Origin of the sequence: Micromonospora sp. AKA38, assembly GCF_027925725.1 — a bacterium.
In the GTDB taxonomy this organism is placed as follows: domain Bacteria; phylum Actinomycetota; class Actinomycetes; order Mycobacteriales; family Micromonosporaceae; genus Micromonospora.
The window spans coordinates 532,086-556,686 of record NZ_BNEI01000001.1; the positions used below are offsets into that span (position 1 = coordinate 532,086).

Annotated in this window: 23 protein-coding genes and 1 tRNA gene; 10 read left to right on the forward strand and 14 right to left on the reverse strand. The window is 72.7% G+C overall.

The window, feature by feature from the left end; all coding sequences use genetic code 11:
- The first annotated feature begins 45 nt into the window (after positions 1–45).
- Complete coding sequence (locus TPA0908_RS02550) at positions 46–1,488, forward strand: MFS transporter (protein ID WP_281934241.1); 1,443 nt, start codon at positions 46–48, stop codon at positions 1,486–1,488.
- A 111-nt stretch (positions 1,489–1,599) separates the two neighbouring features.
- On the opposite strand, the gene leuA is transcribed toward TPA0908_RS02550, so the two are convergent.
- Positions 1,600–3,339 (reverse strand): 2-isopropylmalate synthase, encoded by a 1,740-nt coding sequence (gene leuA, locus TPA0908_RS02555; RefSeq protein WP_281934243.1) that lies wholly within the window; start codon positions 3,337–3,339, stop codon positions 1,600–1,602.
- Between the two features lie 237 nt (positions 3,340–3,576).
- Positions 3,577–5,010 carry an MFS transporter gene (locus TPA0908_RS02560; RefSeq protein WP_308447801.1) on the reverse strand — a complete coding sequence of 478 codons (1,434 nt, stop codon included), beginning with the start codon at positions 5,008–5,010 and terminating at the stop codon, positions 3,577–3,579.
- Between TPA0908_RS02560 and TPA0908_RS02565 the strand changes: the two genes are divergently transcribed.
- Positions 4,928–5,914, forward strand: coding sequence for an ArsR/SmtB family transcription factor (locus tag TPA0908_RS02565; RefSeq protein ID WP_281934246.1), 987 nt, complete (start codon positions 4,928–4,930; stop codon positions 5,912–5,914). The two genes, TPA0908_RS02560 and TPA0908_RS02565, sit on opposite strands and share 83 nt — an antisense overlap.
- Before the next feature lie 30 nt (positions 5,915–5,944).
- On the opposite strand, the gene TPA0908_RS02570 is transcribed toward TPA0908_RS02565, so the two are convergent.
- Both TPA0908_RS02570 and TPA0908_RS02575 read right to left on the reverse strand, forming a co-directional pair.
- Positions 5,945–6,475 (reverse strand): nitroreductase family protein, encoded by a 531-nt coding sequence (locus TPA0908_RS02570; RefSeq protein ID WP_281934247.1) that lies wholly within the window; start codon positions 6,473–6,475, stop codon positions 5,945–5,947.
- A gap of 83 nt (positions 6,476–6,558) precedes the next feature.
- Positions 6,559–7,323 carry a hypothetical protein gene (locus tag TPA0908_RS02575; protein WP_281934249.1) on the reverse strand — a complete coding sequence of 255 codons (765 nt, stop codon included), beginning with the start codon at positions 7,321–7,323 and terminating at the stop codon, positions 6,559–6,561.
- Positions 7,324–7,596: 273 nt separating this feature from the next.
- Here TPA0908_RS02575 and TPA0908_RS02580 point away from each other — a divergent pair, with 273 nt between their 5' ends.
- Together TPA0908_RS02580 and TPA0908_RS02585 are read left to right on the forward strand one after the other, a co-directional pair.
- On the forward strand, positions 7,597–8,862 hold the full coding sequence (locus TPA0908_RS02580) for an aspartate kinase (RefSeq protein WP_281934251.1): 1,266 nt from the start codon (positions 7,597–7,599) through the stop codon (positions 8,860–8,862).
- Between the two features lie 5 nt (positions 8,863–8,867).
- Positions 8,868–9,935, forward strand: a complete 1,068-nt coding sequence (locus tag TPA0908_RS02585; RefSeq protein ID WP_281934253.1) for an aspartate-semialdehyde dehydrogenase — start codon at positions 8,868–8,870, stop codon at positions 9,933–9,935.
- 85 nt (positions 9,936–10,020) lie between these two features.
- On the opposite strand, the gene TPA0908_RS02590 is transcribed toward TPA0908_RS02585, so the two are convergent.
- The gene (locus TPA0908_RS02590; protein WP_281934255.1) at positions 10,021–11,478 is read right to left on the reverse strand and encodes a GGDEF domain-containing protein; all 1,458 of its coding nucleotides are present in this window, start codon (positions 11,476–11,478) and stop codon (positions 10,021–10,023) included.
- 164 nt (positions 11,479–11,642) lie between these two features.
- Here TPA0908_RS02590 and TPA0908_RS02595 point away from each other — a divergent pair, with 164 nt between their 5' ends.
- The 4 genes from TPA0908_RS02595 to TPA0908_RS02610 all read left to right on the forward strand — a co-directional run bounded on the left by TPA0908_RS02595 (position 11,643) and on the right by TPA0908_RS02610 (position 15,936).
- On the forward strand, positions 11,643–12,422 hold the full coding sequence (locus TPA0908_RS02595; protein ID WP_281934257.1) for a phosphodiesterase: 780 nt from the start codon (positions 11,643–11,645) through the stop codon (positions 12,420–12,422).
- 8 nt (positions 12,423–12,430) lie between these two features.
- A complete protein-coding gene (locus tag TPA0908_RS02600) occupies positions 12,431–13,216 on the forward strand; it encodes a histone deacetylase (RefSeq protein ID WP_281934259.1) in 786 nt (261 codons plus the stop codon).
- Between the two features lie 307 nt (positions 13,217–13,523).
- Positions 13,524–15,266, forward strand: coding sequence for a bifunctional metallophosphatase/5'-nucleotidase (locus tag TPA0908_RS02605; RefSeq protein ID WP_107159640.1), 1,743 nt, complete (start codon positions 13,524–13,526; stop codon positions 15,264–15,266).
- 175 nt (positions 15,267–15,441) lie between these two features.
- The gene (locus TPA0908_RS02610; protein WP_281934262.1) at positions 15,442–15,936 is read left to right on the forward strand and encodes a hypothetical protein; all 495 of its coding nucleotides are present in this window, start codon (positions 15,442–15,444) and stop codon (positions 15,934–15,936) included.
- Between the two features lie 48 nt (positions 15,937–15,984).
- Here the strand turns inward: TPA0908_RS02610 and TPA0908_RS02615 are convergent, their stop codons facing one another.
- From TPA0908_RS02615 to TPA0908_RS02645, 7 genes are all read right to left on the reverse strand, one after another.
- Positions 15,985–17,907, reverse strand: coding sequence for a hypothetical protein (locus TPA0908_RS02615; RefSeq protein ID WP_281934263.1), 1,923 nt, complete (start codon positions 17,905–17,907; stop codon positions 15,985–15,987).
- A 130-nt stretch (positions 17,908–18,037) separates the two neighbouring features.
- On the reverse strand, positions 18,038–19,141 hold the full coding sequence (locus TPA0908_RS02620) for a calcium:cation antiporter (RefSeq protein ID WP_199199877.1): 1,104 nt from the start codon (positions 19,139–19,141) through the stop codon (positions 18,038–18,040).
- 89 nt (positions 19,142–19,230) lie between these two features.
- Positions 19,231–20,433 carry a helix-turn-helix domain-containing protein gene (locus TPA0908_RS02625; RefSeq protein ID WP_281934264.1) on the reverse strand — a complete coding sequence of 401 codons (1,203 nt, stop codon included), beginning with the start codon at positions 20,431–20,433 and terminating at the stop codon, positions 19,231–19,233.
- Positions 20,420–20,584 carry a hypothetical protein gene (locus tag TPA0908_RS02630; RefSeq protein ID WP_281934266.1) on the reverse strand — a complete coding sequence of 55 codons (165 nt, stop codon included), beginning with the start codon at positions 20,582–20,584 and terminating at the stop codon, positions 20,420–20,422. The genes TPA0908_RS02625 and TPA0908_RS02630 overlap by 14 nt, the downstream gene beginning before the upstream one ends.
- A gap of 185 nt (positions 20,585–20,769) precedes the next feature.
- Positions 20,770–21,975, reverse strand: a complete 1,206-nt coding sequence (locus TPA0908_RS02635) for a helix-turn-helix domain-containing protein (RefSeq protein WP_281934268.1) — start codon at positions 21,973–21,975, stop codon at positions 20,770–20,772.
- Positions 21,976–22,004: 29 nt separating this feature from the next.
- On the reverse strand, positions 22,005–22,283 hold the full coding sequence (locus TPA0908_RS02640; protein ID WP_308447807.1) for an HAD family hydrolase: 279 nt from the start codon (positions 22,281–22,283) through the stop codon (positions 22,005–22,007).
- Between the two features lie 82 nt (positions 22,284–22,365).
- The gene (locus TPA0908_RS02645; protein ID WP_281934270.1) at positions 22,366–22,527 is read right to left on the reverse strand and encodes a hypothetical protein; all 162 of its coding nucleotides are present in this window, start codon (positions 22,525–22,527) and stop codon (positions 22,366–22,368) included.
- Between the two features lie 75 nt (positions 22,528–22,602).
- Here TPA0908_RS02645 and TPA0908_RS02650 point away from each other — a divergent pair, with 75 nt between their 5' ends.
- On the forward strand, positions 22,603–22,812 hold the full coding sequence (locus TPA0908_RS02650) for a hypothetical protein (RefSeq protein ID WP_281934272.1): 210 nt from the start codon (positions 22,603–22,605) through the stop codon (positions 22,810–22,812).
- Between the two features lie 155 nt (positions 22,813–22,967).
- Here the strand turns inward: TPA0908_RS02650 and TPA0908_RS02655 are convergent.
- Positions 22,968–23,044: transfer RNA gene (locus tag TPA0908_RS02655), tRNA-Pro, on the reverse strand.
- Between the two features lie 134 nt (positions 23,045–23,178).
- Entirely contained in the window at positions 23,179–24,072 is an 894-nt protein-coding gene (locus tag TPA0908_RS02660; protein ID WP_281934273.1) for a metallophosphoesterase, read from the reverse strand.
- Between the two features lie 25 nt (positions 24,073–24,097).
- Between TPA0908_RS02660 and TPA0908_RS02665 the strand changes: the two genes are divergently transcribed.
- Positions 24,098–24,553 (forward strand): GatB/YqeY domain-containing protein, encoded by a 456-nt coding sequence (locus tag TPA0908_RS02665; RefSeq protein ID WP_281934275.1) that lies wholly within the window; start codon positions 24,098–24,100, stop codon positions 24,551–24,553.
- Positions 24,554–24,601 lie beyond the last annotated feature (48 nt).

Below are 24,601 nucleotides of genomic sequence, written 5' to 3' on the forward strand. Positions count from 1 at the left end.
GTTTCCGTGATTCGTGGCGTAGGTCGGGGATCACGGGCAGAGTGGATGGACGTGACCTCTGCCGCTCCCGCACTGCGTACCCGCTCCGCCGCCGGACGCGGCACGCTGCTCGCCGCGATCCTCGCCTCCGGCATGGTGTTCCTGGACAGCACCGTGGTCAACGTGGCGCTGCCGCGCCTCGGCGCCGAGCTGGACGCCACCGTGGCGGGTCTGCAATGGACCGTGAACGGCTACCTGCTCATGCTCGCCGCGTTCGTACTGCTCGGCGGCGCGCTCGGCGACCGGTTCGGCCGGCGGCGGATCTTCCTGCTCGGGGTGGTCTGGTTCGCGGTCGCCTCGGTGCTCTGCGGGCTGGCCCAGGGCACCGGCTGGCTCATCGCCGCCCGGTTCCTCCAGGGTGCCGGCGGGGCGCTGCTCACCCCCGGCTCGCTCTCCGTGCTCCAGGCCAGCTTCCACCCCGACGACCGGGGTCGGGCCATCGGCACCTGGTCCGGCCTCTCCGGCGTGTCCACCGCGCTCGGCCCGCTGGTCGGTGGCTGGCTGATCGACGCGCTCTCCTGGCGGTGGATCTTCTTCGTGAACCTGCCGCTGGCCGTGGGCGTGGTGCTCGCCGCGATGCGCTGGGTGCCGGAGAGCCGGGACGAGGCGGTCTCGCGTACCGGTGGACACGGCGGATTCGACGTGGCCGGCGCGTTGCTCGGCGCGCTGGCGCTCGGCGGGATCACGTACGCGCTGATCGACGCGCCGGCGCGCGGCGCCGCCCCGGCGGTGCTGGCCGCCGCCGTGGTCGGACTGGCCGCCGTGGCGGCCTTCGTGCTGGTCGAGCGGCGGCGCGGGGACCGCGCGATGCTGCCCACCGGGCTGTTCTCCAGCCGACTCTTCTCGGTGCTCAACATCTTCACCGTGGTGGTGTACGCGGCGCTCGGCGGGTTCACCTTCTTCCTCGCCGTCTACCTCCAGAACGTGGTCGGCTGGTCGGCGCTGCTCACCGGCCTGGCCACGGTGCCGATGACGCTGCTGCTGCTGGTCGGCTCGCCCCGGGCCGGCGCGCTCTCCGCCCGGATCGGTCCCCGGTTGCCGCTCACCGTCGGCCCGGTGGTCGCCGCCGCCGGCCTGCTGCTGCTGCGCCGCGTCGGGCCGGGCGCGTCCTACTGGGTGGACGTGCTGCCCGGCGTGGCGCTGTTCGGCGCCGGGCTCACGTTGGTGGTCGCGCCGTTGACCACGAGCGTGCTCGGTGCCGTGGCGGACCGGTTCGCCGGGGTGGCGAGCGGCTTCAACAACGCCGCCTCCCGGGCCGGCGGCCTCCTCGCGGTCGCCGCGCTGCCGTTGCTGGTCGGGCTCTCCGGCACCGGGTACGAGCAGAAGGGCGCGTTGGCCGACGCGTACCGGGGCGCGCTGCTGTGGTGTGCGTGCCTGCTGCTGGCCGGCGCCCTGCTCGCCGCGCTGCTCATCCACCGCCCGCGGGTGAAAGGAGGGGCCCCTTCTTAACGCCTCCGGTAGAGAAGGGGCCCCATCTCACACTCGGGCCATTCGGGCGCGGATGGTGAGAAGGGGCCCCTCCTATGCGGAATGCGTTAAGAGGGGGCCCCTCCTTGCACGTCAGGCGCGGGTGCGGTTCACGGCGCTGGTGACCGCCTTGACGGAGGCGGTGACGATGTTGGCGTCCACCCCGACGCCCCACACCGTCCGGCCGTCCACCTCGCACTCCACGTACGCGGCGGCCTGCGCGTCACCGCCGGAGGCGAGCGCGTGCTCGTGGTAGTCGAGTACGCGTACCGCGACGCCCAGCGACTGCAACGCGTTGACGTACGCGTCGATCGGGCCGTTGCCGACCGCGGTGAGCGCGCGGGTCTCGCCGCCGAAGCCGACCCGGGCGTCGATCTCGACCTTGCCGTCGACGGTGCCGATGGTGTAGCCGGCCAGCGTGACCGTCGGGTCGACCTGGTGGTCGACCAGGTAGTTGCGGGCGAAGATCTCCCACATGGTGCCCGGCTCGACCTCGCCGCCGTCGTGGTCGGTGACCGTCTGCACCACGCCGGAGAACTCGATCTGGAGGCGGCGCGGCAGGTCGAGCTGGTGCTCGGACTTCATGATGTACGCGACGCCGCCCTTGCCGGACTGCGAGTTGACCCGGATGACCGCCTCGTAGGTGCGGCCCAGGTCCTTCGGGTCGATCGGCAGGTACGGCACCGCCCAGGTGAACTCGTCGACCGGCACCCCGGCCGCGGCGGCGTCGGCGTGCAGCGCGGCGAAGCCCTTGTTGATCGCGTCCTGGTGGGAACCGGAGAACGCGGTGTAGACCAGGTCGCCCGCGTACGGGTGCCGCTCGTGCACCGGGAGCTGGTTGCAGTACTCGACCGCGCGCCGGATCTCGTCGATGTTCGAGAAGTCGATCATCGGGTCGATGCCCTGCGAGAACAGGTTCAGGCCCAGCGTCACCAGGTCCACGTTGCCGGTGCGCTCGCCGTTGCCGAACAGGCAGCCCTCGATCCGGTCGGCGCCGGCCAGCAGGCCCAGCTCGGCGGCGGCCACGCCGGTGCCCCGGTCGTTGTGCGGGTGCAGGCTCAGCGACAGGCTGTCCCGTCGGGGCAGGTGCCGGTGCATCCACTCGATCGAGTCGGCGTAGACGTTCGGCATCGCCATCTCGACCGTGGCCGGCAGGTTGACGATCAGCTTCCGGTCCGGCGTCGGGTCGACCACCTCGATCACCGCCGCGCAGACCTCCAGCGCGTACTCCAGCTCGGTGCCCGTGTAGGACTCCGGCGAGTACTCGTAGTGGATGTCGGTGTCCGGGGTGTGGATCTCCGCGTACTTCTGGCAGAGCCGCGCGCCCTGGGTGGCGATGTCGGTGATGCCGTCGCGGTCCAGGCCGAAGACCACCCGGCGCTGGAGCGTCGAGGTGGAGTTGTAGAAGTGCACGATGGCCCGGCGGGCGCCGCGCAGCGACTCGAACGTGCGCTCGATCAGGTGCTCCCGGCACTGGGTGAGCACCTGGATGGTGACGTCCTCCGGGATCAGGTCCTGCTCGATGAGCTGCCGGACGAAGTCGTAGTCGGTCTGGCTGGCCGACGGGAAGCCGACCTCGATCTCCTTGTAGCCCATCTGGACCAGGAGCTGGAACATCCGGCGCTTGCGCTCGGGCGACATCGGGTCGATCAGCGCCTGGTTGCCGTCGCGGAGGTCGACGGCGCACCAGCGGGGCGCGGCCTCGACGCGGTGGGTCGGCCAGGTGCGGTCCGGCAGTTCGACCCGGAACTGCCTGTCGTACGGGAGGTAACGATGCACCGGCATGCGGCTGGGACGCTGCTGGGCGAACGGATCGGTGACAGGTTGAGCCATCTCGGAGTGCTCCCTGGAACATGTGGCGTCAGCAGATCGGAAGGTGTCGGCGAGGTGCCGGGCGACGGTGCGCGGCGGGGCCGAGAGGAAGTTCGGATGTGCTGGACGGCGCGGTTCAACTCCGCGACGAGGTGCCGGCCGGTCAGGCCTCGTCGCGGCGACCAAGGAGAAGGTACGCCTGCCACATGACAGGGTCACCCTACGTGGTGGGACGGACGGTGGGAAGGCCGGTCCGGACTATGGGACCGAGTTCACCGCTACGGTGGACACCGGCACCTCGCCCAGCCGGGGCGTCCGCTCCGCCCGGACCACCGCCGGCCCTATCACCAGCCCGACCAGCACGAAGATCGCCGCCGCCGGGTACCAGCCCCAGCCGCCGGTGCTCACGCCGAGCGCGGTCAGCCCGGCCGGCGCGACCAGGAACTGCACCTGCGAGCCGAGCCCGAACGCGCCGACGTACGCGCCGCGCTGGGCGGCCGGCGGCAGCGTGGCGGTGAGCCCCCACGTGCCCGCCGACTCGATCAGCTCCGCCAGGATGAGCAGCGTCGCGGCGGCCACCAGCACCACCACGGTGAGTAGCCCCCGGGTCTGCCCGGAGACCGGCACGACCACGCAGAACAGGGCGATCAGCAGCGCGCCCCGGCGGGACGCCCGGGCCGCGCCCGGCGCGCTGTCCGCGCCCCGGCTGGCCCGCACCTGGAGCAGCACGATCAGCACGGTGTTGAGCAGCACCAGCGCGGCGATCAGCGTCTTCGGCGCGTCGGTGCGGGTGAGGATCCACAGCGGCAACACGGTCAGGTAGAGCGTCTGGTGGGCGGTGAGCAGCCCGGACAGCAGCGCGACGGCCATGAACGGGCGGTCGCGCAGCACCGCCAGCCGGCTCGTCGGCTCGGTCGGGCGGGCCACCTCCGGCAGCCGGGGCAGCCGCCGGACGAAGCCGGCGGTCACCAGGAAGACGGTGGCGATGAACCAGACCATCCCCCGGTACGCCCAGATCGTGTCGACGGCCAGCACCAGGCCGCTGATCAGGGCGCCGAGCCCGAAGCCGACGTTCAGCGAGGAACGCTGGTAGGCCATCGCGGTGACCCGTTCCTCCGGCCGCAGCACGTTGATCGAGTAGACCTGGCGGGCGGTGCCGGCGGCGGCGCCCACCACGGCCAGCGCGAGCACCACGGCGAGGAACCCGGCGAAGCCGCCGACGAGCGGGTACGAGGCGAACAGCGCCGCGTCGAGCAGCAGGCCGACGATCCACACCCGCTGCGGACCGTACCGGTCGGTGAGCGCGCCCAGCGGGACGGTGCCGAGCAGGGACGCCCCGGCGGCGAGCGAGAGGCCGAGACCCACCTGCGCCGGACCGAGCCCCAGCGCCCGGGTGAAGAAGACGGCGCTGCCGGCCTGGAACAGGCCTTGCCGACGGCGTTCACCATGGCCTGCACGGCCAGGGCGCGGGTCAACCCGGCCGGCGGTACGACGTGCCGGACGGCGGTGCTGATGCTCTCTCTGGCCCCCATGGCCGCTGAGCAAACCGGGGCCGCGCGCTCCGGTCGAGCCATTTAGGCTGGGCCGAATCCTGCGTCCGGGGGTGCGTGTGTCCGAGTTGCGGTTCACCGTGGCCGACGTCGCGGGCGTACGGTTCGCCGTGTCGCCGGCCAACGAGACGGTCATGAGCATGTGGGCGGTGCGCGACCCGGTCGGGCACGCGGTGCACCTGCCCTGGATCGACCGGGCCCGGGTCATGCTGCGCCGCCCGGAGGTGGCCGTCCGGGTCCGCCCGCTGGTGGAGCTGACCTGGCCGCGTCGCTGGCTGCCCGACTTCCTCACCCCGGCGGCCCGGCCCGACGTGGGGATGGCCGAGCAGCTCGACCAGATCGCGGCGACGCCGCCGCAGGTCGTGGTCCAGGATCTGCTGGCGACCGTGCCGAGCGGGCCGCTGAGCCCGTTCGGGGCGGCGCTGCTCGCCGACCCGCGCGGCCTGCTGCCGCAGCTCGTCGACGCGGTGCGGGTCTGGCACGACGAGGCCATCGCGCCGGACTGGCCCCGGATGCGGGCGCTGCTCGACGCCGACGTGGCCTACCGGGCGGCCCAGCTCGCCGAGGGCGGCGCGGGTCGGTTGTTCGCGCAACTCCATCCGAGTCTGCGCTGGATCGGCGACCGGGTGGTCAGCGACGACCCGTTCGAGCGGGACTTCGACCTGCGTGGCCGAGGGCTGGCGCTGAACCCGGGGGTGTTCACCTACCGGCGGGTGCTGTGGAACCTGCTGGAGGACTCGCTGCCCGGCGGGGCGTATCCGGTCCGGGCGATCGGGACGCTCTGGGAGCGCGCCCCGGCCCCGCCCGGCGACCCGCTGGCCCGGGTGCTCGGTGCCGGCCGGGCCACGTTGTTGCCGCTGCTCGACGCGGCGGTGACCACGACCGACCTGGCCCGGCTCACCGGGATGTCGGCCGGGAACGTCTCCCAGCACCTGTCCGCGCTGCACGCCGCCGGGCTGGTGGCCCGGTTCCCGGCTGGGCGGCGCGTGCTGTACCGCAACACCGAGGTCGGCGCCGCCCTGCTGCGCGCCGCCCGGGGCACCTGAGCCGGCCGGGTCGCGTGCGGGCGGTCGCCGTCAGCGCAGCAGCAGGGCGGGGAGGGGTCGGCGGCGGCGGAGCGCGGTCTCCCGGGCGTACAGGTCGGGTGGAAGCGTGGCCGGGTCGCCGAGGCGGCCGACCGCGGCCACCACCAGCGGCCGGACGTCGTCGGGCAGGTCCAACTCGGCGGCGAGACGGCGACGGTCCAGACGGGTGACCTGGCGGACGTGCAGGCCGAGCGCGGTGGCCTGCACGGTGAGGTGGGCGACGGCCTGGCCCAGGTCGTACGCGCTCCGCTCCGGGTCGCCGCCGGCGTGCGCGGCGAGCAGCAGGGCGGCGGCGTGCCGGGCCCAGCCCTGGTCGGTGTCGGGCAGGCCGACCAGGATCCGCTTCCACGTCTCGTCCTGCCGGTGCCCGAGCGCGAACCGCCACGGCTGCGCGTTGCCGGCCGAGGGCGCCCAGCGGGCCGCCTCCAGCAGCGCGGCCACCTCGTCGGCGGTCAGCTCGGCGTCGGGGTCGAACGCACGAGGGCTCCAGCGGAAGGCGAGCAGCGGGGTCAGGTCGGTCATGGGTAGAGCGTCCCTGATGCCCGGTTTGTCACGCGAATCAGGGTGGAGTGATGTGGGCAAGGCCACCCGTAACGGACAAAGCGCTACGACGTTCCGGGCGTCGGCGCGTCCCGGCCCACCGGCTCCCCCTCGCTCACCGCCCCGGCCAGCTCGACGGTCGCCGGCGCCGGGCCGGGCGAGCCGGTCAGCGTGAGGCTGCCGAGCGTGGCGCGGACCGCCACCGGGGTGCCGTCCTCACCGAAGCAGTAGACGCCCACGTCCAGCGGTGCGTTCAGCGAGGCCGAGGTGGAGTCGACCGCGTAGCACCGGCCGGTGACGCCCGCCGGCGGCGGGGCGGGGGAGACCGCCAGTGGGGCCCGCCGGTCGGTGAGCACCTCCAGCCAGTCGGTGAACGGGTGCTGCACGCGCGGGTCCAGTCGGCGGGGCACCGCGTCGTCGGCGTCACCGAGGCGTACGCACCCGGCGGGCCCCGTCCAACCGGCCGAGGGCAGGGCGCACTGGAAGAGCCCGTCCGAGGTGGCGGCGAGCGAGACGTCGACCGTGCCGTCCCGCCCCCAGCCGGGCACGTCGACCCGCCAGCTCCCGTCGTTCCCGCTGGTCACCGCCACCGTGCGGGTGGGTCCGTCGGGCGGCGCGAACGCGTACGTGGCGGTGAGGTGCCGGTCCTGCGCGGCGGCGGCCAACCCGGCCAGCTCGTCGCGGGCGGCGTCGACCTGCACCGGCACGGGATCGACGGTGCCGGCCGGCGCCGAACCCGGCGGGTCGGCGACGCAGGCGGCCAGCAGCGTCGGCAGGGTGAGCGCGAGGGCGCCGGACAGCCGGCGGGCCGCGCGTCGATGAGCGTGCACCGGGTCATTCTGCGGTGCGACGGTGGCTCCGGTCAGCCCACCGTACGGCTGTACCGCTTGGCGTGTCGCACGACGTCCGGGCCGGTGCCGCCGGCCGTGCCGCGTGACGCCCGGGGCTGGTGAGCCGCCCCACGCCGGGCCGGATGGTGGGATCACCCGACCCGGCCGTACGGCCCGCCCGATACCCTGAGGGCGTCTGACACGCGCCGCCGGACCTTCAGACCCGGCGGCGTCGGCACGCTCAGGGTCGTCACCGGGAGGGAGTGCACAGTCGTGGCACTCGTGGTGCAGAAGTACGGCGGGTCCTCCGTCGCCAACGCCGAGCGGATCAAGCGGGTGGCCGAGCGCATCGTGGCGGCCCGCAAGGCGGGCGACGACGTGGTCGTGGTGGTCTCCGCCATGGGCGACACCACCGACGAGCTGCTTGACCTGGCCAACCAGGTCAGCCCGCTGCCGCCCGGCCGCGAGCTGGACATGCTGCTCACCGCCGGGGAGCGGATCTCCATGGCGCTGCTCGCCATGGCCATCCACAACCTGGGGTACGAAGCCCGCTCGTTCACCGGTTCCCAGGCCGGCGTGATCACCACCTCGGTGCACGGCCGCGCCCGGATCATCGACGTGACCCCGGGGCGGCTCAAGGGCGCGCTCGACGAGGGCGCGGTGGTGATCGTCGCCGGCTTCCAGGGTGTCTCGCAGGACACCAAGGACGTCACCACGCTCGGCCGGGGCGGGTCGGACACCACCGCGGTGGCGCTCGCCGCCGCGCTGCACGCGGACGTCTGCGAGATCTACACCGACGTGGACGGCATCTTCTCCGCCGACCCGCGGATCGTGCCGAACGCCCGGCACATCAAGCACATCACCTACGAGGAGATGTTGGAGCTGGCCGCCTGCGGCGCGAAGGTGCTGCACCTGCGCAGCGTCGAGTACGCCCGGCGCGCGGGGTTGCCGATCCACGTCCGTTCGTCATACTCGACCAACACCGGCACCATGGTCACCGGATCGATGGAGGACCTTCCCGTGGAACAGGCACTGATCACCGGGGTCGCCCACGACCGCAGCGAGGCGAAGATCACCATCGTCGGGGTGCCCGACGAGCCGGGCGCCGCCGCGCGGATCTTCGACACCGTGGCCGGTGCCGAGATCAACATCGACATGATCGTGCAGAACGTCTCCACCGAGGGCACCGGCCGCACCGACATCTCGTTCACGCTGCCCAAGGCGGACGGGCCGACCGCGATGGCCGCGCTCAGCAAGATCCAGGAGCCGGTCAAGTTCAAGGGCCTGCTCTACGACGACCACGTCGGCAAGGTCTCCCTGATCGGTGCCGGCATGCGTTCGCACCCGGGCGTCGCCGCCGGCTTCTTCGCCGCGCTCGCCACCGCCGGGGTGAACATCGAAATGATCTCCACGTCCGAGATCCGGGTCTCCGTGGTCTGCCGGGACACCGACCTCGACAAGGCGGTCAAGTCGATCCACGACGCCTTCGAGCTGGGTGGTGACACCGAAGCCGTCGTCTACGCCGGCACCGGGCGGTAGCGCGGATGCCGTCGCTGCCCACCCTCGCCGTGGTCGGGGCGACCGGTGCCGTCGGCACGGTGATGTGCCAGATCCTCTCCTCCCGCCGCAACGTGTGGGGCGAGATCCGACTGCTCGCCTCCGAGCGCTCGGTCGGCCGCCGGGTGCTGTGCCGGGGCGAGGAGTTGACCGTCCGGGCGCTCACCGCCGACGCGTTCGACGGCGTCGACGTGGCGATGTTCGACCTGCCCGACGACGTCTCGGCCGAGTGGGCGCCGATCGCGGTGTCCCGGGGCGCGGTGGTGGTGGACAACTCCGGCGCGTTCCGGATGGACCGCGACGTGCCGCTGGTGGTTCCCGAGATCAACCCCGATCAGGTACGCAACCGGCCCAAGGGGATCATCGCCAACGCCAACTGCACCACGCTGGCGATGATCGTGGCGATCGCCCCGCTGCACCGCGAGTACGGCCTGCGCGAGCTGGTCCTCGCCTCCTACCAGTCGGCCTCCGGGGCGGGGCGGACCGGGGTGGACGCGCTGCACCTCCAGCTCGGCAAGATCGCCGGTGACCGGGCGCTCGGCTCCCGGGCCGGCGACGTCCGCCAGGCGGTCGGCGAGGAACTGGGCCCGTTCCCGGCCCCGTTGGCGCTCAACGTGGTGCCCTGGGCCGGCTCGCTCGGTGACGGCGGCTGGTCCTCCGAGGAGTTGAAGCTCCGCAACGAGTCCCGCAAGATCCTCGGCCTGCCCGACCTGAAGGTCTCCGCGACCTGCGTACGGGTGCCGGTGGTGACCGGTCACTCGGTCGCCGTGCACGCGGTCTTCGCCACCGAGGTGGCCGCCGAGGGGGCCCGCGAGGCGTTGCGCAACGCGCCGGGCGTGATCCTGGTCGACGACCCGGCCGCCGGGGAGTTCCCGATGCCGATCGACGCGGTCGGCACCGACCCGTCCTGGGTCGGCCGCATCCGCCGGGCGGTGGACGATCCACGTGCGCTGGACCTGTTCGTGACCGGCGACAACCTCCGTAAGGGCGCCGCCCTCAACACCGCCCAGATCGCCGAACTCCTGGCCAAGGAACTCACCTCCCAGGCGCGTTGATCTTGCACTTTGTGCCCCGGCAAAAGGGGTGAATGCCGCGCGGGTGGGGCCGGAAGTGCAAGATCGCCGGGAGAAGAGGCGGCGGTCAGGCGGCGGATAGGTGGACGCCGTCTCGGCCGTGCCGCTTCACCGCGTAGAGGGCCTGGTCGGCGCGGTGCAGGGTGCGCTCCGGGGGCTCGTCGGGGCGGGGCAGCGCGATGCCGACGCTGATCGTCCGGCCGGTGCGGCGGGCCGCCTCGGTGAGCCGCTCGGCGATGCGGACCGCCTCCTGCGGGTGGCTCACCTCGATCACCGCGAAGAACTCGTCGCCGCCGGTCCGGTACAGCTCGTCGCCCTGCCGCAGCGCGCCCTCCAGCGCCCGGGCCAGTCCCACCAGCAGCCGGTCGCCGGCCTGGTGGCCGTATGTGTCGTTGACGTGCTTGAACCCGTCCACGTCGATGGCCAGCAGCGCGGTACGCCCCGGCGTGGCGGTGGCGATCCGCTGCCCGAACGGGCCGGTGTGCCGCAGCCCGGTGAGCGGGTCCGAACTGGCCTGCTCGCGCAGCCGCGCCAGCGTCCGTAGCCGGTCCAGACAGGTCCACGCCTGCCCGGCCAGCAGCTCGATCAGGTTGACCGTGGTCGGGTCGGGCCGCAGTGACCTTCCGTCGGCGACCAGCAGCACGCCGCCGCTCGACGGCGTGCCGACCGGCACCGCCACCAGCGTGCGCGCGCCGGCCCGGGTCAGCGGCAGGCACTCCTCGGTCGGCGGCTGCCCCGCTTCGCCCAGCGTGTACGCCGACCCGTAGCGGTGGGCGCGGTCGATGATCCGGTCCAGCGTGGCGGGGCCGGCCTCGGCCAGCTCGGCCCGGATCCGCGCCTCCAACTCCCCCGGGGTGTCGGTGGGCGCGCCCAGCCGAGGGCCACCGCGACCGGTGAGCACCAGCACGGCGGCGGAGAGCGCGGACACGTCCCGGGCCGCGGCGATGGCGGCGGTCATCAGGTCCCAGTCGGTTCCGGCGGCGGTGAACGCGGCGGCGTGCCGGAGCAGCTTCTCGCTGCGGCTCTCGGCGGGCGGGCCGCCGAGCGCCGCGATCCGGGCGCCGAGCCGGTCGGCCAGCCGCTCGGCGGTCTCCTGCCAGGGAGCCAGCGTGACCGGCTCGCTCCACTGGAGATCGAGCACGCCGATCGGGCGGCCGGCCGGGTCGCGTACCGGCACGCAGAGTTCCGTGGTGACGTCCGGGCGGATCGGGAGGTAGTCGGGGTCGGCGGCGACGTCGGGCACGGCGGCGGTCTCGCCGGAGGCGTAGACCCGCCGCACCACCGACGGTTCGGGCCGGTGCCGGGCCGGCCCGGCATCGTCGGCCGTCGCCGGGACGTGGGAGAAGACCTGCCAGGCGCCGGTGGCCGCGACGCACCGGAGGCGGTCGTGGACGCGGAGCAGGACGGAGGCGGTCGCCGGGGTGTGCCGGGCGAGCGCGGTGACGGTCCACTGGCACGCCTCCGGCACGGTCGACGCCGTGGGAAGGCGCACCGTGACGTCGCGGAGGACTCGCTCGTGATCCACGTCGTTCCTGCTCGGAGGGGGTGGGTTCGCGATCAAGCGTACTCAGCGGGACCGCCGTCGACCTTCGTACACATGTGCTATCCACAGGCTGTGGACGCGGCCTGTGGGCAACGCGCGGGCCGGGGCGGCGGTAGCGTGAGGGGTCCCGGCCCGAGGAGGCGCCGATGCTCATCGCCCAGCTCAGCGATCCGCACGTGACCACCGGCCCGCTCGCCGCCGAGCCGGCGGCCGGCCTGCACCGGGCGCTCGGCACGGCGCTCGCCCTGCGCCCCCGGCCCGACTGCGTGGTGATCACCGGCGATCTCACCGGTCACGGCCGGCCGGACGAATACCTCGCCCTCCGCGAGATCGTCGGGCGGTTCCCGCTGCCGGTCCACCTGGCCGCCGGCAACCACGACGACCGCGAGTCGCTGCTCGACACGTTCGGCGGCACCCCCCACCTGGCCGGCGGGTTCTCGGCGCACTACCACGTCGACCACCCGGAGGCGACGCTCGTGGTGCTCGACTCGCTCACCCCGGGCGGCTCCGGCGGTCGCCTCGGCGACGAGCAGCTCGACTGGCTCGACGGGGTGCTCGCCGGCCGGCCGGAGGCGCCCGCCGTCGTGTGCCTGCACCATCCGCCGGTCGCGGTGGGCCTCCCGGCCGCCGACGCCATCCGGCTCGCCGACGCCGACGCGCTCGCCGCCGTGATCGCCCGACACCCCCACGTCGTACGCGTCGCCGCGGGCCACCTGCACCGCCCGGTGACCAGCGCGTTCGCCGGTACGGTGCTGACCTGCGCGCCGAGCACCTGGATCCAGGCCAGCCTGACCATGACCGACGGGGACGAGATCGGCTGGGTCGCCGAGCCGACCGGGTTCCTGCTGCACCGGGTCGCCGACGGGGGCTGCGTCACGCACACCGTCCAGGTCAGTCACGCCGCCGGCCGGACGTGCGGGTTCTGACCGCTCCGGTGTCCCTGCTCTGGTACGTCGCGTACGGGTCGAACCTGCACGCCGCGCGGCTCGACCGGTACCTGCGCGGCGGGCGCCCAGCGGGCGGGCTGCGCACGTACCCGGGCTGCCGGGACTGCCGACCGCCGCGCCGGACGGTCCCGGCGCTGATCCCCGGCGGCGTCTACTTCGCCGGCGAGTCCCGTGCCTGGACCGGCGGCATGGCGTTCTACGACCCGGAGCTGCCCGGCCGGGCGGCGGTCCGCGGCTACCTGGTCACGGCCGAGCAGTTCGCCGACATCGCCGCCCAGGAGATGTACCGGACGCCCGGCGCGGATCTGGCCGGGATCCGCGCGGCGGTCGCGACCGGTCGGGCCACGCTCGGTCCGGGCCGGTACGAGACGCTGCTACGGGTCGGGGAGCGCGACGGCCGGCCGATGCTCACGTTCACCGCCCCGCACCGCGCGGTGACGGTGCCCTGGACCCGACCCGCCCCGGTCTATCTCGGCATGCTGGCCCGGGGGCTGCGGGAGGCGCACGGCTGGGGTGTGGCGCGCACCGTCGACTATCTGTCCGGCCGGCCGGGTGTCGCCGGGCGGTGGAGCCGGGCGGCGCTCCGGACGCTGGTCGGCGCCGCCCACGTCGCGGTCGCCGACCCGCCCTCCGGTGTCCAGGTCGAGTTCGGACAGTCCGCTCCGGCCGCCGGACCGGTGGACATGAACGGCCGTTCGGCCGGCGACGGGTGGCCCGCCGGGGGTTTTTCCGGTCAGGAAGGTTGCCACAGCAACGTTTTCGGCGTGACATGAGCGACGGCGCCGGCTCCCTGGTCCCTGGGGGCCGGCGCCCTTTCGTGGCCGGCGTGCGCCGTGCGGGAATTCACCCGACGGTCATGTCGGACTCGTCGGGCAGACCGGCACGGGTCGCCTGGCGCGGTGAACATTCCGATTGCCACCCCGGTCGACCTGCGGCCCGGTGGATGAGAAGCTACCCCGGGCGGGGCGGCGTTCCCCCGAGTGCCGCCTTCCGCGATCGACCCCTGTCACGGCACGCATCAGGGTCGCCGGGCGAACCATCGTCCGGGCAACCACGCGCCGGTATCTCACGAGGAGTTCCATGTCCGTCCCCGGGATGCGCCGCCGGGCCGCCGTCGGCCTGGCCGCACTCGCCGCGACCGCGTTCACCGCCGTCGCCGTCACCCCCGACCAGGCTGAGGCCCACTCGAAGCCGGTCGACGTCCAACTGCTCGCGATCAACGACTTCCACGGCAACCTGGAGCCGCCGACCGGCTCCAGCGGCACCATCGACGGGCAGGCCGCCGGTGGCGCCGAATACCTGGCCAGCCACCTGAAGGCCATGCGCGCCGCGGCGCAGGCGCAGGGCAAGGGCACCGTCACGGTCGCCGCGGGCGACCTGATCGGCGCCTCGCCGCTGCTCTCCGCCGCGTTCCACGACGAGCCCACCATCGAGGAGATGAACCTCGCCGGGCTCGAGTTCGCCAGCGTCGGCAACCACGAGTTCGACGAGGGCGCCAAGGAGCTGCTGCGGATGCAGCGCGGCGGCTGCCACCCGGTGGACGGCTGCGCCGACGGCACGCCGTTCGAGGGCGCGAAGTTCAAGTACCTCTCCGCCAACGCGTTCAAGACCTCCACCGGCCTGCCGCTGATGCAGCCGTTCGGCATCAAGATCGTCAAGGGTGTGCCGATCGGCTTCATCGGCATGACCCTGGAGGGCACCCCGAACATCGTCAGCCAGCAGGGCGTGGCCGGGCTGCGCTTCACCGACGAGGCCGACACCGCCAACAAGTACGCCAAGATCCTGCGGCTGCTCGGCGTGAAGAGCATCGTCGTGCTGCTGCACGAGGGTGGCGTGCAGAACGGCGGCGGCATCAACGACTGCACCGGGTTCAGCGGCCCGATCGTCGACATCGCCAACCGGATGGACCCGGCGATCGACGTGATCGTCAGCGGCCACACCCACGCCGCGTACAACTGCAACATCAACGGCAAGCTGGTCACCAGCGCCAGCTCGTTCGGCCGCCTCGTCACCGACATCAACCTGAAGATCGACCCGCGTACCCGGGACGTGGTCAGCGCGTCGGCGAACAACGTGGTGGTCACCCGGGACGTCGCCAAGGACCCGGCCTCGACCGAGCTGATCAGCCGGTACAAGACCGCGCTCGGCCCGGTGGCCGACCGGGTGGTCGGCGAGACCACCACCGCGATCACCAAGACCCAGGAGAACCTGTACCAGACCGGGGTCGACGCCAACGGCAAGCCGACGTACCAGACCGGTGAGTCGCCGCTGGGCAACGTGATCGCCGACGCCCAGCTCGCCGCCACCGACACCGAGCAGAACGCGGTCGCCGCGTTCATGAACCCCGGTGGTGTCCGCGCCGACCTCGACGCCGGCCCGGTCACCTACGCCGAGGCGTTCACCGTCCAGCCGTTCGCCAACAACCTGGTGACGCTGGACCTGACCGGCGCGCAGCTCTACTGCATGCTGGAGCAGCAGTTCACCGTGGCGCGGGTGCTCTACGCGTCCTCGTCCGTGCACTACGTGGTGGACGTCAACGGCACCACCGCGCCGGCCGGTACGCCGTGTGCCGGCAGCCGGGTGGTCCGGGGCAGCCTCACCATCAACGGCACCCCGGTGACCGACACCGCGACCTACCGGGTCACGGTGAACAACTTCCTCGCCGGTGGCGGCGACGGCTTCAGCGTCCTGACCGGCGGCACCAACGCGGTGACCGGCCAGATCGACCTGGACGCCTTCACCGCGTACCTGACCGAGAAGTCGCCGGTGTCCGCGCCGGCGCTGGACCGGATCCAGACCACCGCGGAGGTCCCCGCCGCCTGACCCGTACCGCCAGTGGGCCCCGGAGCACTGCTCCGGGGCCCACTGCCGTCTCCCCCCACCGCCCGCACCCCCTCCTCAGCGCGTTGATCAAGAGGTTTGCGTCGGGAGCGCGCCGCGCGGCGACGCAAACTCCTTGATCAACGAGTGGGGAGGGGAGGGAGGGGAGGGGAGGGGTGTGGTCTGCCATGCTGGGGCGGTGAGTGCGACGTGGCGTCATCTGCCTGCCTCGGCCCGTGAGATCGCCGTGAGCGCCACGGACGCGGTCGACGCCGCCCGGGAGCGGGACGCCGAGGCGTACCGGCCGGCCGTGGAGCGGCTCGCCGCCGCCGACCGGGCCGGGCTGGTGCTCGGCGGCGCGGTGCGGCTGCTGCTGGAGGAGGGGCATCCGGACGGGCTGGACGGCGACGACGTACGCCAGGTGCTGGAGCGTTGCGTCCGGTCGGCCGCGACGTGGTGGCCCGAGGTCGACCCGCACGTGCTGCTGGTGCTGCTGGCCGGCGCGCTCGGCGTCTACGACCCGGGCGACGACGACAACCTGCCCGACCCGGCGGCGGTCGCCCGGCACGCACCACTGCTCGTCGCCGACCTGCTGGCGGTCACCGGACGCCCGTTCGCCGACTACCTGAGCGCGGCGTTCGCCGAGGTGGCCCGCACCGAGTTGCACGACTGACGAGGCGGGGCGGACGGTCTCCGTCCACCCCGCCCCGCTTCCCGCCGGTCAGGCGGTGCCGGCGACCTCGAACGAGTACCAGTTGGCGTACTCGCTGAACGTGCCGTCGGCCTTGACCGCGAAGACTGTCAGGGTGATCCACCCGCTGGTCTGCGGCGTCCACGTCACGGTCGCCCGACCGTCACCGTCGGCGGTCACGTCGGTGAACTCGCCGTCGTCGCCGAACGCGTACCGGTAGGTCGCCACGTCGGTCCACCCGGGCGGCGGCGAGAAGGTGAAGGTGCCGGGCACCCCGACCCCGCCCACCGGGCTCCCGTCGGCCGGCCGCTGGTAGACGTCCGACCGGACGCCCGGCCACGGGTTGAACGTGGCGTACCAGTTGGCCTTCTCGGAGACGAACCCGTTGGCGCTGCGGCTGCGGATCGTCACCTGGTGACCGTTGGGGTTGCTGGCCCGGAAGCTGAACCAGGCGACGCCGTCCTCCTCGGGCCGCCGGGTCTCCGTCGGCTCGTTGTCGAGGGTGATCTCGTACTCCTCGACGCCGGTGAGACCCGGCGCCGGGGTGATCTTCAGCAGCACGTCCTGGTTCCACTCCGGCGGACCGCCCTGCACCTCCACCTGCGGCGCGGACCAGGGCACGTTCACCTCGTAGACAACCGTCCCCGAGGTGTTGCCGGCCAGGTCGACCGAACGCACGGTGAGCCGCTGCGGACCGGCATCCGGCGGGCTCATCGTCACCGTCGCGGTGCCTCCCGGCGCGTCCGGCCGGACGGTGCCGGGGCGGCTCAGCGGGTCGGTGCAGACCAACTGGCCGACGTCACCGCCGGACTCGCAGCCGCCCGCGCCGAGCTGGGACCACGAATACTGGAAGCCCGCCACGTCCTTCTTGCCGTTGCCGGAGAACGTGAAGACACCCGGCTCGCCGGCCGGCACCCACTGGCCGGTCTCCGCGGAGGGGTAGTTGGACGACGTCACCGTCGGTGCCGCCGGCGCGGTGGCGTCATAGCTGAAGTAGCACTTCTTCGACCAGGCGGACGTGTCCGCGCCGTCGCCGACCCGGGCCTGCCAGACGTACGAGGTGCCGTCGGCCAGCGCGTCGGCAGGCAGTTGGACCGTGTTCGCCCGGCCCGAGCTGCCGTGCTCGCCGCTCAGCTCCCGCCGCTGCTCCGGGTGACCGACGGGCCAGAACGCCACGTCGGTACGCAGGCTGCGCTGGTCCCACTCGTCGGCGTCGGAGCCGACCGCCTGGAGCACGTGGGCGAAGGAGCCGATCTTCGGGTACGGCCGCAACTGGGTGCAGGCGAAGCCGCCGTTGTAGAGGCGCGTGTTGTCGACCGTGGGCAACGAGTTGTACTGCACGCTGAGCTGGACCTGCTTGTACCAGTTCAGCTCACGCGCGTACGTCGGGTCCGACTCGTACTGCTCCGGCACCCGGAGCAGGAAGGTGATCCGCCGCTGCTTCTGTGCCACCGCCTCCTGGACGGCGGTGCCCACGTCGAAGGAGATGCTGGCCCGGGGGCAGTACTCCGGCGTCAGGATCTCGTCGAGCTTGCCGATCGGCTCCGGCTGCCGGTTCCAGGTGGGGGTGGAGCCCACCTGCTTCGTACGCCAGATCTCGATCGCCCGCTTCGTGCAGTCCGCCGCGGTCTGCTCCTGGATGAAGACCTTCCCGCCGTAGATCTTTCGGCCGCCCTCGAACTGGGACAGGTCGAAGGTGGCGTAGATCCGCGAGGTGTGCGACGTCCCGGCGTCGTCGACCCGGGTGCCGAGCGGCATGTTGACGCCCTCGGCCCAGTTGTACGCCTTCGCGGGGGTGGCCGAGTCGACCCAGCCGCCCTGTACCTGGGGTGGGGTGGTGTAGTGCGGCGCCGCCACGGCGGTGCCGTCGGTGGTGACGACCGTCAGCCCGGTGACCCCCAGGGTCAACCCGAGCAGGCCGATGAGGCCACGACGTGGCCTGACACTGAACACAGTGGATGTCCTCCCGTTGCCGTCCGGGCGCCCGCCCGGACAGTTACGGGCATCAAACCGTTCCCGTGCGGGGCGGGCAACGGCCTTTCGGTCGATCACCGGACGCGCGGGAGACGCACTTCCGGCGCGGTCACGGGCTCGCGGCCAGGAAGACGAACGCGGCGAGCAGCACCAGGTGCACCCCGCCCTGGAGCACGGTGGCCCGCCCCGGCACCACGGTGAGCACGGCGGTCACCGCGGTCAGCGCCAGCAGCGTCATCTGGGTGCCGCCCAGCCCCAGCAGCAGCGGGCCGTCCAGCCAGATCGAGGCGATCGCGATGGCCGGGATGGTCAGGCCGATGCTGGCCATCGCCGAGCCGAGCGCCAGGTTCAGACTGATCTGCACGCGGTCCCGGCGGGCCGCCCGCGCGGCGGCCAGCGTCTCCGGCGCCAGCACCAGCAGCGCGATGACCACGCCGACGAACGCCTGCGGCAGGTTGGCCGCCTGCACGGCCGACTCGATCGCCGGGGAGATGGTCTTCGCGTCGCCGACCACCGCGACCAGCGCCACCACCAGCAGCGCCAGGCTGGCCAGCGCGGTACGCGTGGACGGCGGCTCGGCGTGCCCGTCGCCGTCGGTGTCCTCCGCGAGGATGCTGCCCTCCTGGGTGACCGGGAGGAAGTAGTCGCGGTGCCGGCCGGTCTGCACCATCACGAACAGCAGGTAGAGCGCGAGCGAGGCGACCGCCGCGAAGGCGAGCTGACCGGGGGAGAACTCCGGGCCGGGCCGGCTGGTGGTGAACGTGGGCACCACCATGCTGAGCGTGGCGAGCGTCGCCACGGTGGCCAGCGCCCCGCCGGTGCCCTCCGGGTTGAACACCGCCACCTGCCGGCGTAGCGCGCCGAGCAGCAGCGACAGGCCGAGGATGCCGTTACAGGTGATCATCACGGCGGCGAAGACGGTGTCCCGGGCCAGCGCCTGCGTCTTGTCCCCACCGCTGATCATCAGCGTGACGATCAGACCGACCTCGATCACGGTGACCGCGACCGCCAGCACCAGCGAGCCGTACGGCTCGCCCACCTTGTGCGCCACCACCTCGGCGTGGTGGACGGCGGCCAGCACGGCGACGGCGAGCAGGGCGGCCACCACGAAGATCAGCGCACCGGGCAGCTCCCGCCCCCACGTGAAGACGAGCAGGAGCACGGCGAGCACGGGTACGACGGTGGTCCAATCGGTCAGGCGGGATCGGATCATCGCTGGCATGCGTCTACCTTGCCAGGTGAACCGGTCAGCCGCCCGCAGCCGGGAGATCGTCTGCGGTGCGTCTCGCCCGTCGGTCGTCCTCAGCCGGTGCCCAGGCCGGCGGCGAGGTCGGTGATCGCCGTCGGGGCGAAGGGCTCGCGGGCGACCCGGGCGAGTACCTCCAGACCGGCTGGTCGCTGGCGGATCTCGGCCGGCGCGATGCGGTCGGCCGCGGTCAGGGCGCGGCCGGCGTTGACCGGATCGCGGACGTGGAGGTAGGCGCGGGCGACGTCGATCAGGTACGCGGCGCGGTGTTCGGCGGGCAGCCACCGCCAGCCGTCGTCAGTGGTCACTTTCTCGTGCCGGGCGATGGCCTGTCGTGCGTCGCCCAGCTCCGCCATCGTGATGATCCGGGCAAGCTCGACCGCCGTGGGTCCGAACCCGGTCCGATAGTGGTCGTGACCGTCGCCCACCCGAGCGGCCATCTCGGCGGCCTCGTCGATCAGCCCGACGGCGGTGCGGTCGTCCCCGTCGCGGGATGCGGCCAGGGCAGCCTGGACGAGGAGCGTTCCGCACAGGGAAAGCTCGTGCGGGGAGCCGTTCTCGGTCACCGGCGGGGCGATCCGGTAGGCGGCGGCCAGCATCGCCGACGTCGCCAGCCTCGTCCGCGCCGATTCGCGGAGGACCGGGCCGAGCTGCACGGCGGCGGCTGCCACCGAGAGCCGGTCTCCGGTGGCGGCGATCATCGCCCGGTCGACGGCCAGCCACGCCACGTCGGTGGCACCGAGCTTCGTCAGCAGCGACGCCGTCACCCGGTACGCCTCCACCAACAGCGTCCGGCCTGCCTCGGGATCGTGGGCGTGGGCGCGCTGCGCGTCGGTCAGCAACTGCGGCACCAGGTCGACCACCTGGGGATAGCGGGCGTACTGGAAGGTGCTCCACGCGTGCGCGACCTCTCGTGACAGCGCCTCGTCGGACAGCACGGGACGGCAACCGGCCGGGCGTCCCAAAGCGATCTCGTAGCTCGACAGCGCCACGCGGACCCGCTCCACCCCCTCGACGCGCTCGGTCACCCCGAGCGGTTGAGCGTGTCGACCGAGTAGCACCGCCGTGTCGATCCGCAGGGCGGCGGCGATGTCCTGAAGTGTCGACACCTTGTCCAGCGACCGGACACCCCGCTCGACCTTGTCCACCCAACTCTTCGACTTACCCAGCCGGTCGGCCAGCATCTGCTGGGACAGCTTGCGTCGACCCCGCCAGTACGCCACCCGCCGTCCGACCGGTAGCAGATCAGTGCTGTTCACGGCGCCACCGCCGGTCCGGCACCGCCCGGGTCGTCTCCTCGGCCGGTATTCGGTCCGCCTCGGCCTGCTGGAGAAGCCGTTGCCGGGCGGCCTCTCGCTCCGCCTCCTGGATCTGCTCGCCCCGGTTTCCGGACGGAACCTTCTGATTCATCCCTACCTCCGCTGGTAGGGGCGCGACGGCGTGTTCGGAAGGATCGACACCACCGCGCCCGGCTCCAGGCGGGCCACTTCTCAGCGGTACCGGACCGAACGTGATCCGCCCTGATAACAGCATCGAGTGATGGGTCGGTTACTTGACGGCGGCGCGTGTCCGCTGAGCGATCGGGCTGTCCGCTGTCAGAACGCGGGCCGGTACGACTCGTAGACCTCGCGCAGCGCCGACGCGTCTTTCGCGCCGGTCTGCTCGACCCGCCGGAGCACCTCTCGCGCCCGCCACCAGTTCGAAGGCACCACCCGTCCGGAGCGGATCGCCTCGGCGGCGACCGCGCTGGCTTCGTCGGGTTGATCAGCCGCGACCAGCGCCAAGGCCAGGTCGAGACGCGCGGAAGCGGAGCGTCTAGGGCGGTCGCCACCATCTCCGCGCGGATCCAACTCCGCCAACACGATCCGGGCGACCTGCTCCGCAGCCGGGTCGCCCGCCCAGGACAACGTCGTCGCCGTGTACGCCAACGCCTTCGTCGGGTCGTACCGGTAGTGATGCTCGGCCCGCTCCGGCACGGACAGGTTCGCGGTCACCCGCTCCAAGCGGTCCAGCGCATCGCGGGTTCGCCGGACGTCACCGACGCGTGCCCAGACCCGAGCCTCCTGCGCCGTCGCCTGGATGTGCGCCGAGCTTCCCGGGGGCGCCACCCGCTGGGCCTGCTGCGCCAGTTCGATCGCCTGCCGGTGGTCGCCCGAGGTGAGCCGGTCCCATGCCCGGGTCTCCAGGCACCACGCCTGGACCTCCGCATGCTCACTGTGTTCGGCGAGCTTGGCTGCGGCGGCCAGATGCACACCGGCCGTGGAACGCTGCTCAAGATCGATGTGCACCGTCGCCCGCAGCACGGTCAGCCAACCGCCGGCAACGATCAGACGCCGCCGCTGCGCGAGGGTGCCCCGCCCGTCGAGCAGCCGACCCACGTACGCCAGATGCCGCCGCACCATCGGAAGCAGGTCCACCGGCCGCGTGGTCGCGTAGGCACTCGCCAGGTCGTCGACGCCTGCCTCGATCCGGGCCAGCGTCTCGGCACTCACATCACTGGCGCGCACCCGTGCCAGCAGTTCGTCGGCCTCCGCGTCGTGGTCGACGGGCTGCCCGACGAGCCGCACGAGTGCCCCACCGGCCTGAAGAACCTCATCAAGGTGCCGGGCCGTTTCCGGCGTCGGAGCCTTGGCGGCGGTCTCCAGATCGTGCAGATGACTCTTGCCCCGGTGCGCGAGCTGCCCGAGCGCCCGCAGGGACAGCCCTCGGCTGGCGCGCAGCGCCCGTAGCTGGGCCCCGAAACGCGGATCGACGTGCGACACGACGAAGCTCCCAGCGCAGGAAGGAGGAACGCGCCCCACCACATCGGAAGGTACACCTGAACGCCACGCTATGTGACGTCACGCACCCTGGCGGACGGCTCCGAGACCCAGGACGGTTCTCGGAGCGTGGCAGGCAGGCTGTCCAGAGTGAAGAAGGCCGGTCCACCCCAGCCTGGGTCGGTGTCGTTGTGCTCCGTGGTCCGGAAGGCGGTCATGCCGACCGCTCTCGCCCCGGCCAGCTCGCCGTCTGCGCCGTCGCCGACGAAGACGCACTCCGCCGGCCGAACACCCAGACGCTCGGCAGCAAGGCGGTAGATCGCCGGAGCGGGCTTGGCCAGCTCGCCGATGTTCGCCGGCCCGTGTCACCTGTTCGTCGGTCGGCCTGCCGCCGAGGCGTCCGGCGAGGATGCGGATGGTCTTCTCCACGTCTCACCGGACCAGCCGGTCCCGCCAACTGGCGTGGTACGCGGCGACCAGATCGCCCGGAGCCACTCCGACCATGACCGCCGTCTCGCCGACGACCCGGCCCCGCTCCTCGTCGGCCCCTTGGATCAGGGTGTGGAAGAGATCGAAGACCACTGGCCGGGACATCTCGGCATCCTATGTGCGACCCGATCCTGCTCGCCGCCGTCGCGGCGAGTAGTGCGCATGCCGTAGCGTCGACGCATGACGACGGTGGTGGTATCGCTCGTGGTGTTGGCGGTGTTGGTGCTCGCGGTCGTTGTCTTCGTGAGCCGCCGGGACCGGGATCGTCTCTCGTCCGAGGTTGATTCGACCGCGGTCCGCCAGGCCAGTGCCAGCCAGCATCAGCACGAGGCAGAGCGGCACTTCGGGTCGGGCGTGGCCGCGAGGCATCACAATCCCCCCAGTACGTAGGCCCGTCCGCGGATCACGACGCCACCCGAGATCATCTTCGGTGACGGGTGGCGCGCTCAAACGGAGACCCGGCTCAAGCCAGGCCGCATGGTGCGGCGTACCTCAGAAACGAGTCAAGGCCCCTCCACGGAGGGGCCTTGACTCTTACTTACCTCTGGTCGGGGTGGCCGGATTCGAACCGACGACCTCTTCGTCCCGAACGAAGCGCGCTACCAAGCTGCGCCACACCCCGAGGCGTGCCGACAAATAGTAGCCCACCCGTCTCCGGGGTCCAACTCGGTACCCCCACCCCACGCGACGCCTGGATCTTGGTACGGATTCGTCCCGCCGAGGGCCGGTCCGTACCAAGATCGCCAGAGGTGAGCGTCAGCGGGGGATCAGGGTCAGGATGCTCGCCTCGGGTGGGCAGGCGAAGCGCACCGGGGCGGTCGGGTGGGTGCCCAGGCCGGCGGAGACGTGCAGCCAGGAGTCCGAGCCGGGCCAGCGGTGCAGCCCGCGAGCCATCGACCGGGGCAGCCCGCAGTTGGTCACCAGCGCGCCGTACCCGGGCACGCAGACCTGCCCGCCGTGGGTGTGCCCGGCCAGCAGCAGCCCGAAGCCGTCGGCGGCCATCCGGTCCAGCACGGCCGGCTCCGGTGAGTGGGCCAGCGCGATCGACAGCGCGACCTCGGCGCCGACCGGGCCGGCCACCGCGTCGTAGTCGTCCCGCTCGATGTGCGGATCGTCCACGCCGACGACCTCGATCGCCCGCCCGCCGGCCTTGAGCGTGGTGCGGGCGTTGTTCAGGTCCGCCCAGCCGGCGCCGGTGAGGATGCCGCGCAGCTCCTCGTACGGCAGCGACACGCCCTCGGTGTACTCCCGGTCGGGCAGGAAGTAGGTGAAGGGGTTCTTCAGCACCGGGCCGGTGTAGTCGTTGGAGCCGAACACGAACGCGCCGGGCAGGTCGAGCAGCGGCTGGAGCGCGCGCAGCACACCGGGCACCGCCTCCGGGTCGGCCATGTTGTCGCCGGTGACCACCACCAGGTCCGGGTCGAGCGCCGCCAGCGAGGCCACCCAGTCCTGCTTGCGCCGCTGGTTGGGCATCATGTGCAGGTCCGACAGGTGGAGCACGCGCAGCGGTTCGGCGTCGGTCGGGAGCACCGGCACGTCGTAGCGGCGGAGGGTGAACAGGTTGCGCTCGACGAGCGACGCGTAGGCCAGCGTGGCCGCGCCGGCGGCGGCGGTTCCGGCCGCGAGCCGGAATAGTGTGCGCTTTCGCATGCTGTTCAGGGTAGTTTCACCGACCATGAGCACGCTGAAGGACCGTCTCACCACCGACATGCGCGCCGCGTTGAAGGCGCGCGACGAGCTGACCACCTCCACGCTGCGGATGGCCCTCGCGGCCGTCGGCAACGCCGAGGTCGCCGGCCGCGAGAAGCGCGAGCTCAGCGACGACGAGGTGCTCGCGGTGCTGACCAAGGAGGCGAAGAAGCGGCGCGAGGCGGCTGCCGCGTTCGCCGACGCCGGGCGCGCGGAGCAGGCCGGCAAGGAGACCGCCGAGGGCGAGGTGCTGGAGCGCTACCTGCCGAAGCAGCTCCCCGACGACGAGCTGGCCGAGCTGGTCGCGGGGGCGCTCGCCGCGGGCGGCTTCACCGGCAAGGCGCAGATGGGCCCGGCCATGAAGGCGGCCCAGGCGGCGGTGGCCGGCCGGGCCGAGGGGGGCCGGGTCGCCGCCGAGGTACGCCGCCAGCTCGGCCTGTAGACGCGCCGACCGCAACGGAACGGGCGGGCACCCGCTGGGGTGCCCGCC

Excerpts from the sequence above, each read along its gene's own strand:
- TPA0908_RS02550 (WP_281934241.1), top strand. The coding sequence starts at position 46 with ATGGACGTGACCTCTGCCGCTCCCGCACTGCGTACCCGCTCCGCCGCC.
- leuA (WP_281934243.1), bottom strand. The coding sequence starts at position 3,339 with ATGGCTCAACCTGTCACCGATCCGTTCGCCCAGCAGCGTCCCAGCCGC.
- TPA0908_RS02560 (WP_308447801.1), bottom strand. The coding sequence starts at position 5,010 with ATGCTCATGACCGTCTCGTTGGCCGGCGACACGGCGAACCGTACGCCC.
- TPA0908_RS02570 (WP_281934247.1), bottom strand. The coding sequence starts at position 6,475 with ATGACCGACCTGACCCCGCTGCTCGCCTTCCGCTGGAGCCCTCGTGCG.
- TPA0908_RS02585 (WP_281934253.1), top strand. The coding sequence starts at position 8,868 with ATGCCGTCGCTGCCCACCCTCGCCGTGGTCGGGGCGACCGGTGCCGTC.
- TPA0908_RS02595 (WP_281934257.1), top strand. The coding sequence starts at position 11,643 with ATGCTCATCGCCCAGCTCAGCGATCCGCACGTGACCACCGGCCCGCTC.
- TPA0908_RS02605 (WP_107159640.1), top strand. The coding sequence starts at position 13,524 with ATGTCCGTCCCCGGGATGCGCCGCCGGGCCGCCGTCGGCCTGGCCGCA.
- TPA0908_RS02620 (WP_199199877.1), bottom strand. The coding sequence starts at position 19,141 with ATGATCCGATCCCGCCTGACCGATTGGACCACCGTCGTACCCGTGCTC.
- TPA0908_RS02630 (WP_281934266.1), bottom strand. The coding sequence starts at position 20,584 with ATGAATCAGAAGGTTCCGTCCGGAAACCGGGGCGAGCAGATCCAGGAG.
- TPA0908_RS02645 (WP_281934270.1), bottom strand. The coding sequence starts at position 22,527 with ATGTCCCGGCCAGTGGTCTTCGATCTCTTCCACACCCTGATCCAAGGG.
- TPA0908_RS02650 (WP_281934272.1), top strand. The coding sequence starts at position 22,603 with ATGACGACGGTGGTGGTATCGCTCGTGGTGTTGGCGGTGTTGGTGCTC.
- TPA0908_RS02660 (WP_281934273.1), bottom strand. The coding sequence starts at position 24,072 with ATGCGAAAGCGCACACTATTCCGGCTCGCGGCCGGAACCGCCGCCGCC.
- TPA0908_RS02665 (WP_281934275.1), top strand. The coding sequence starts at position 24,098 with ATGAGCACGCTGAAGGACCGTCTCACCACCGACATGCGCGCCGCGTTG.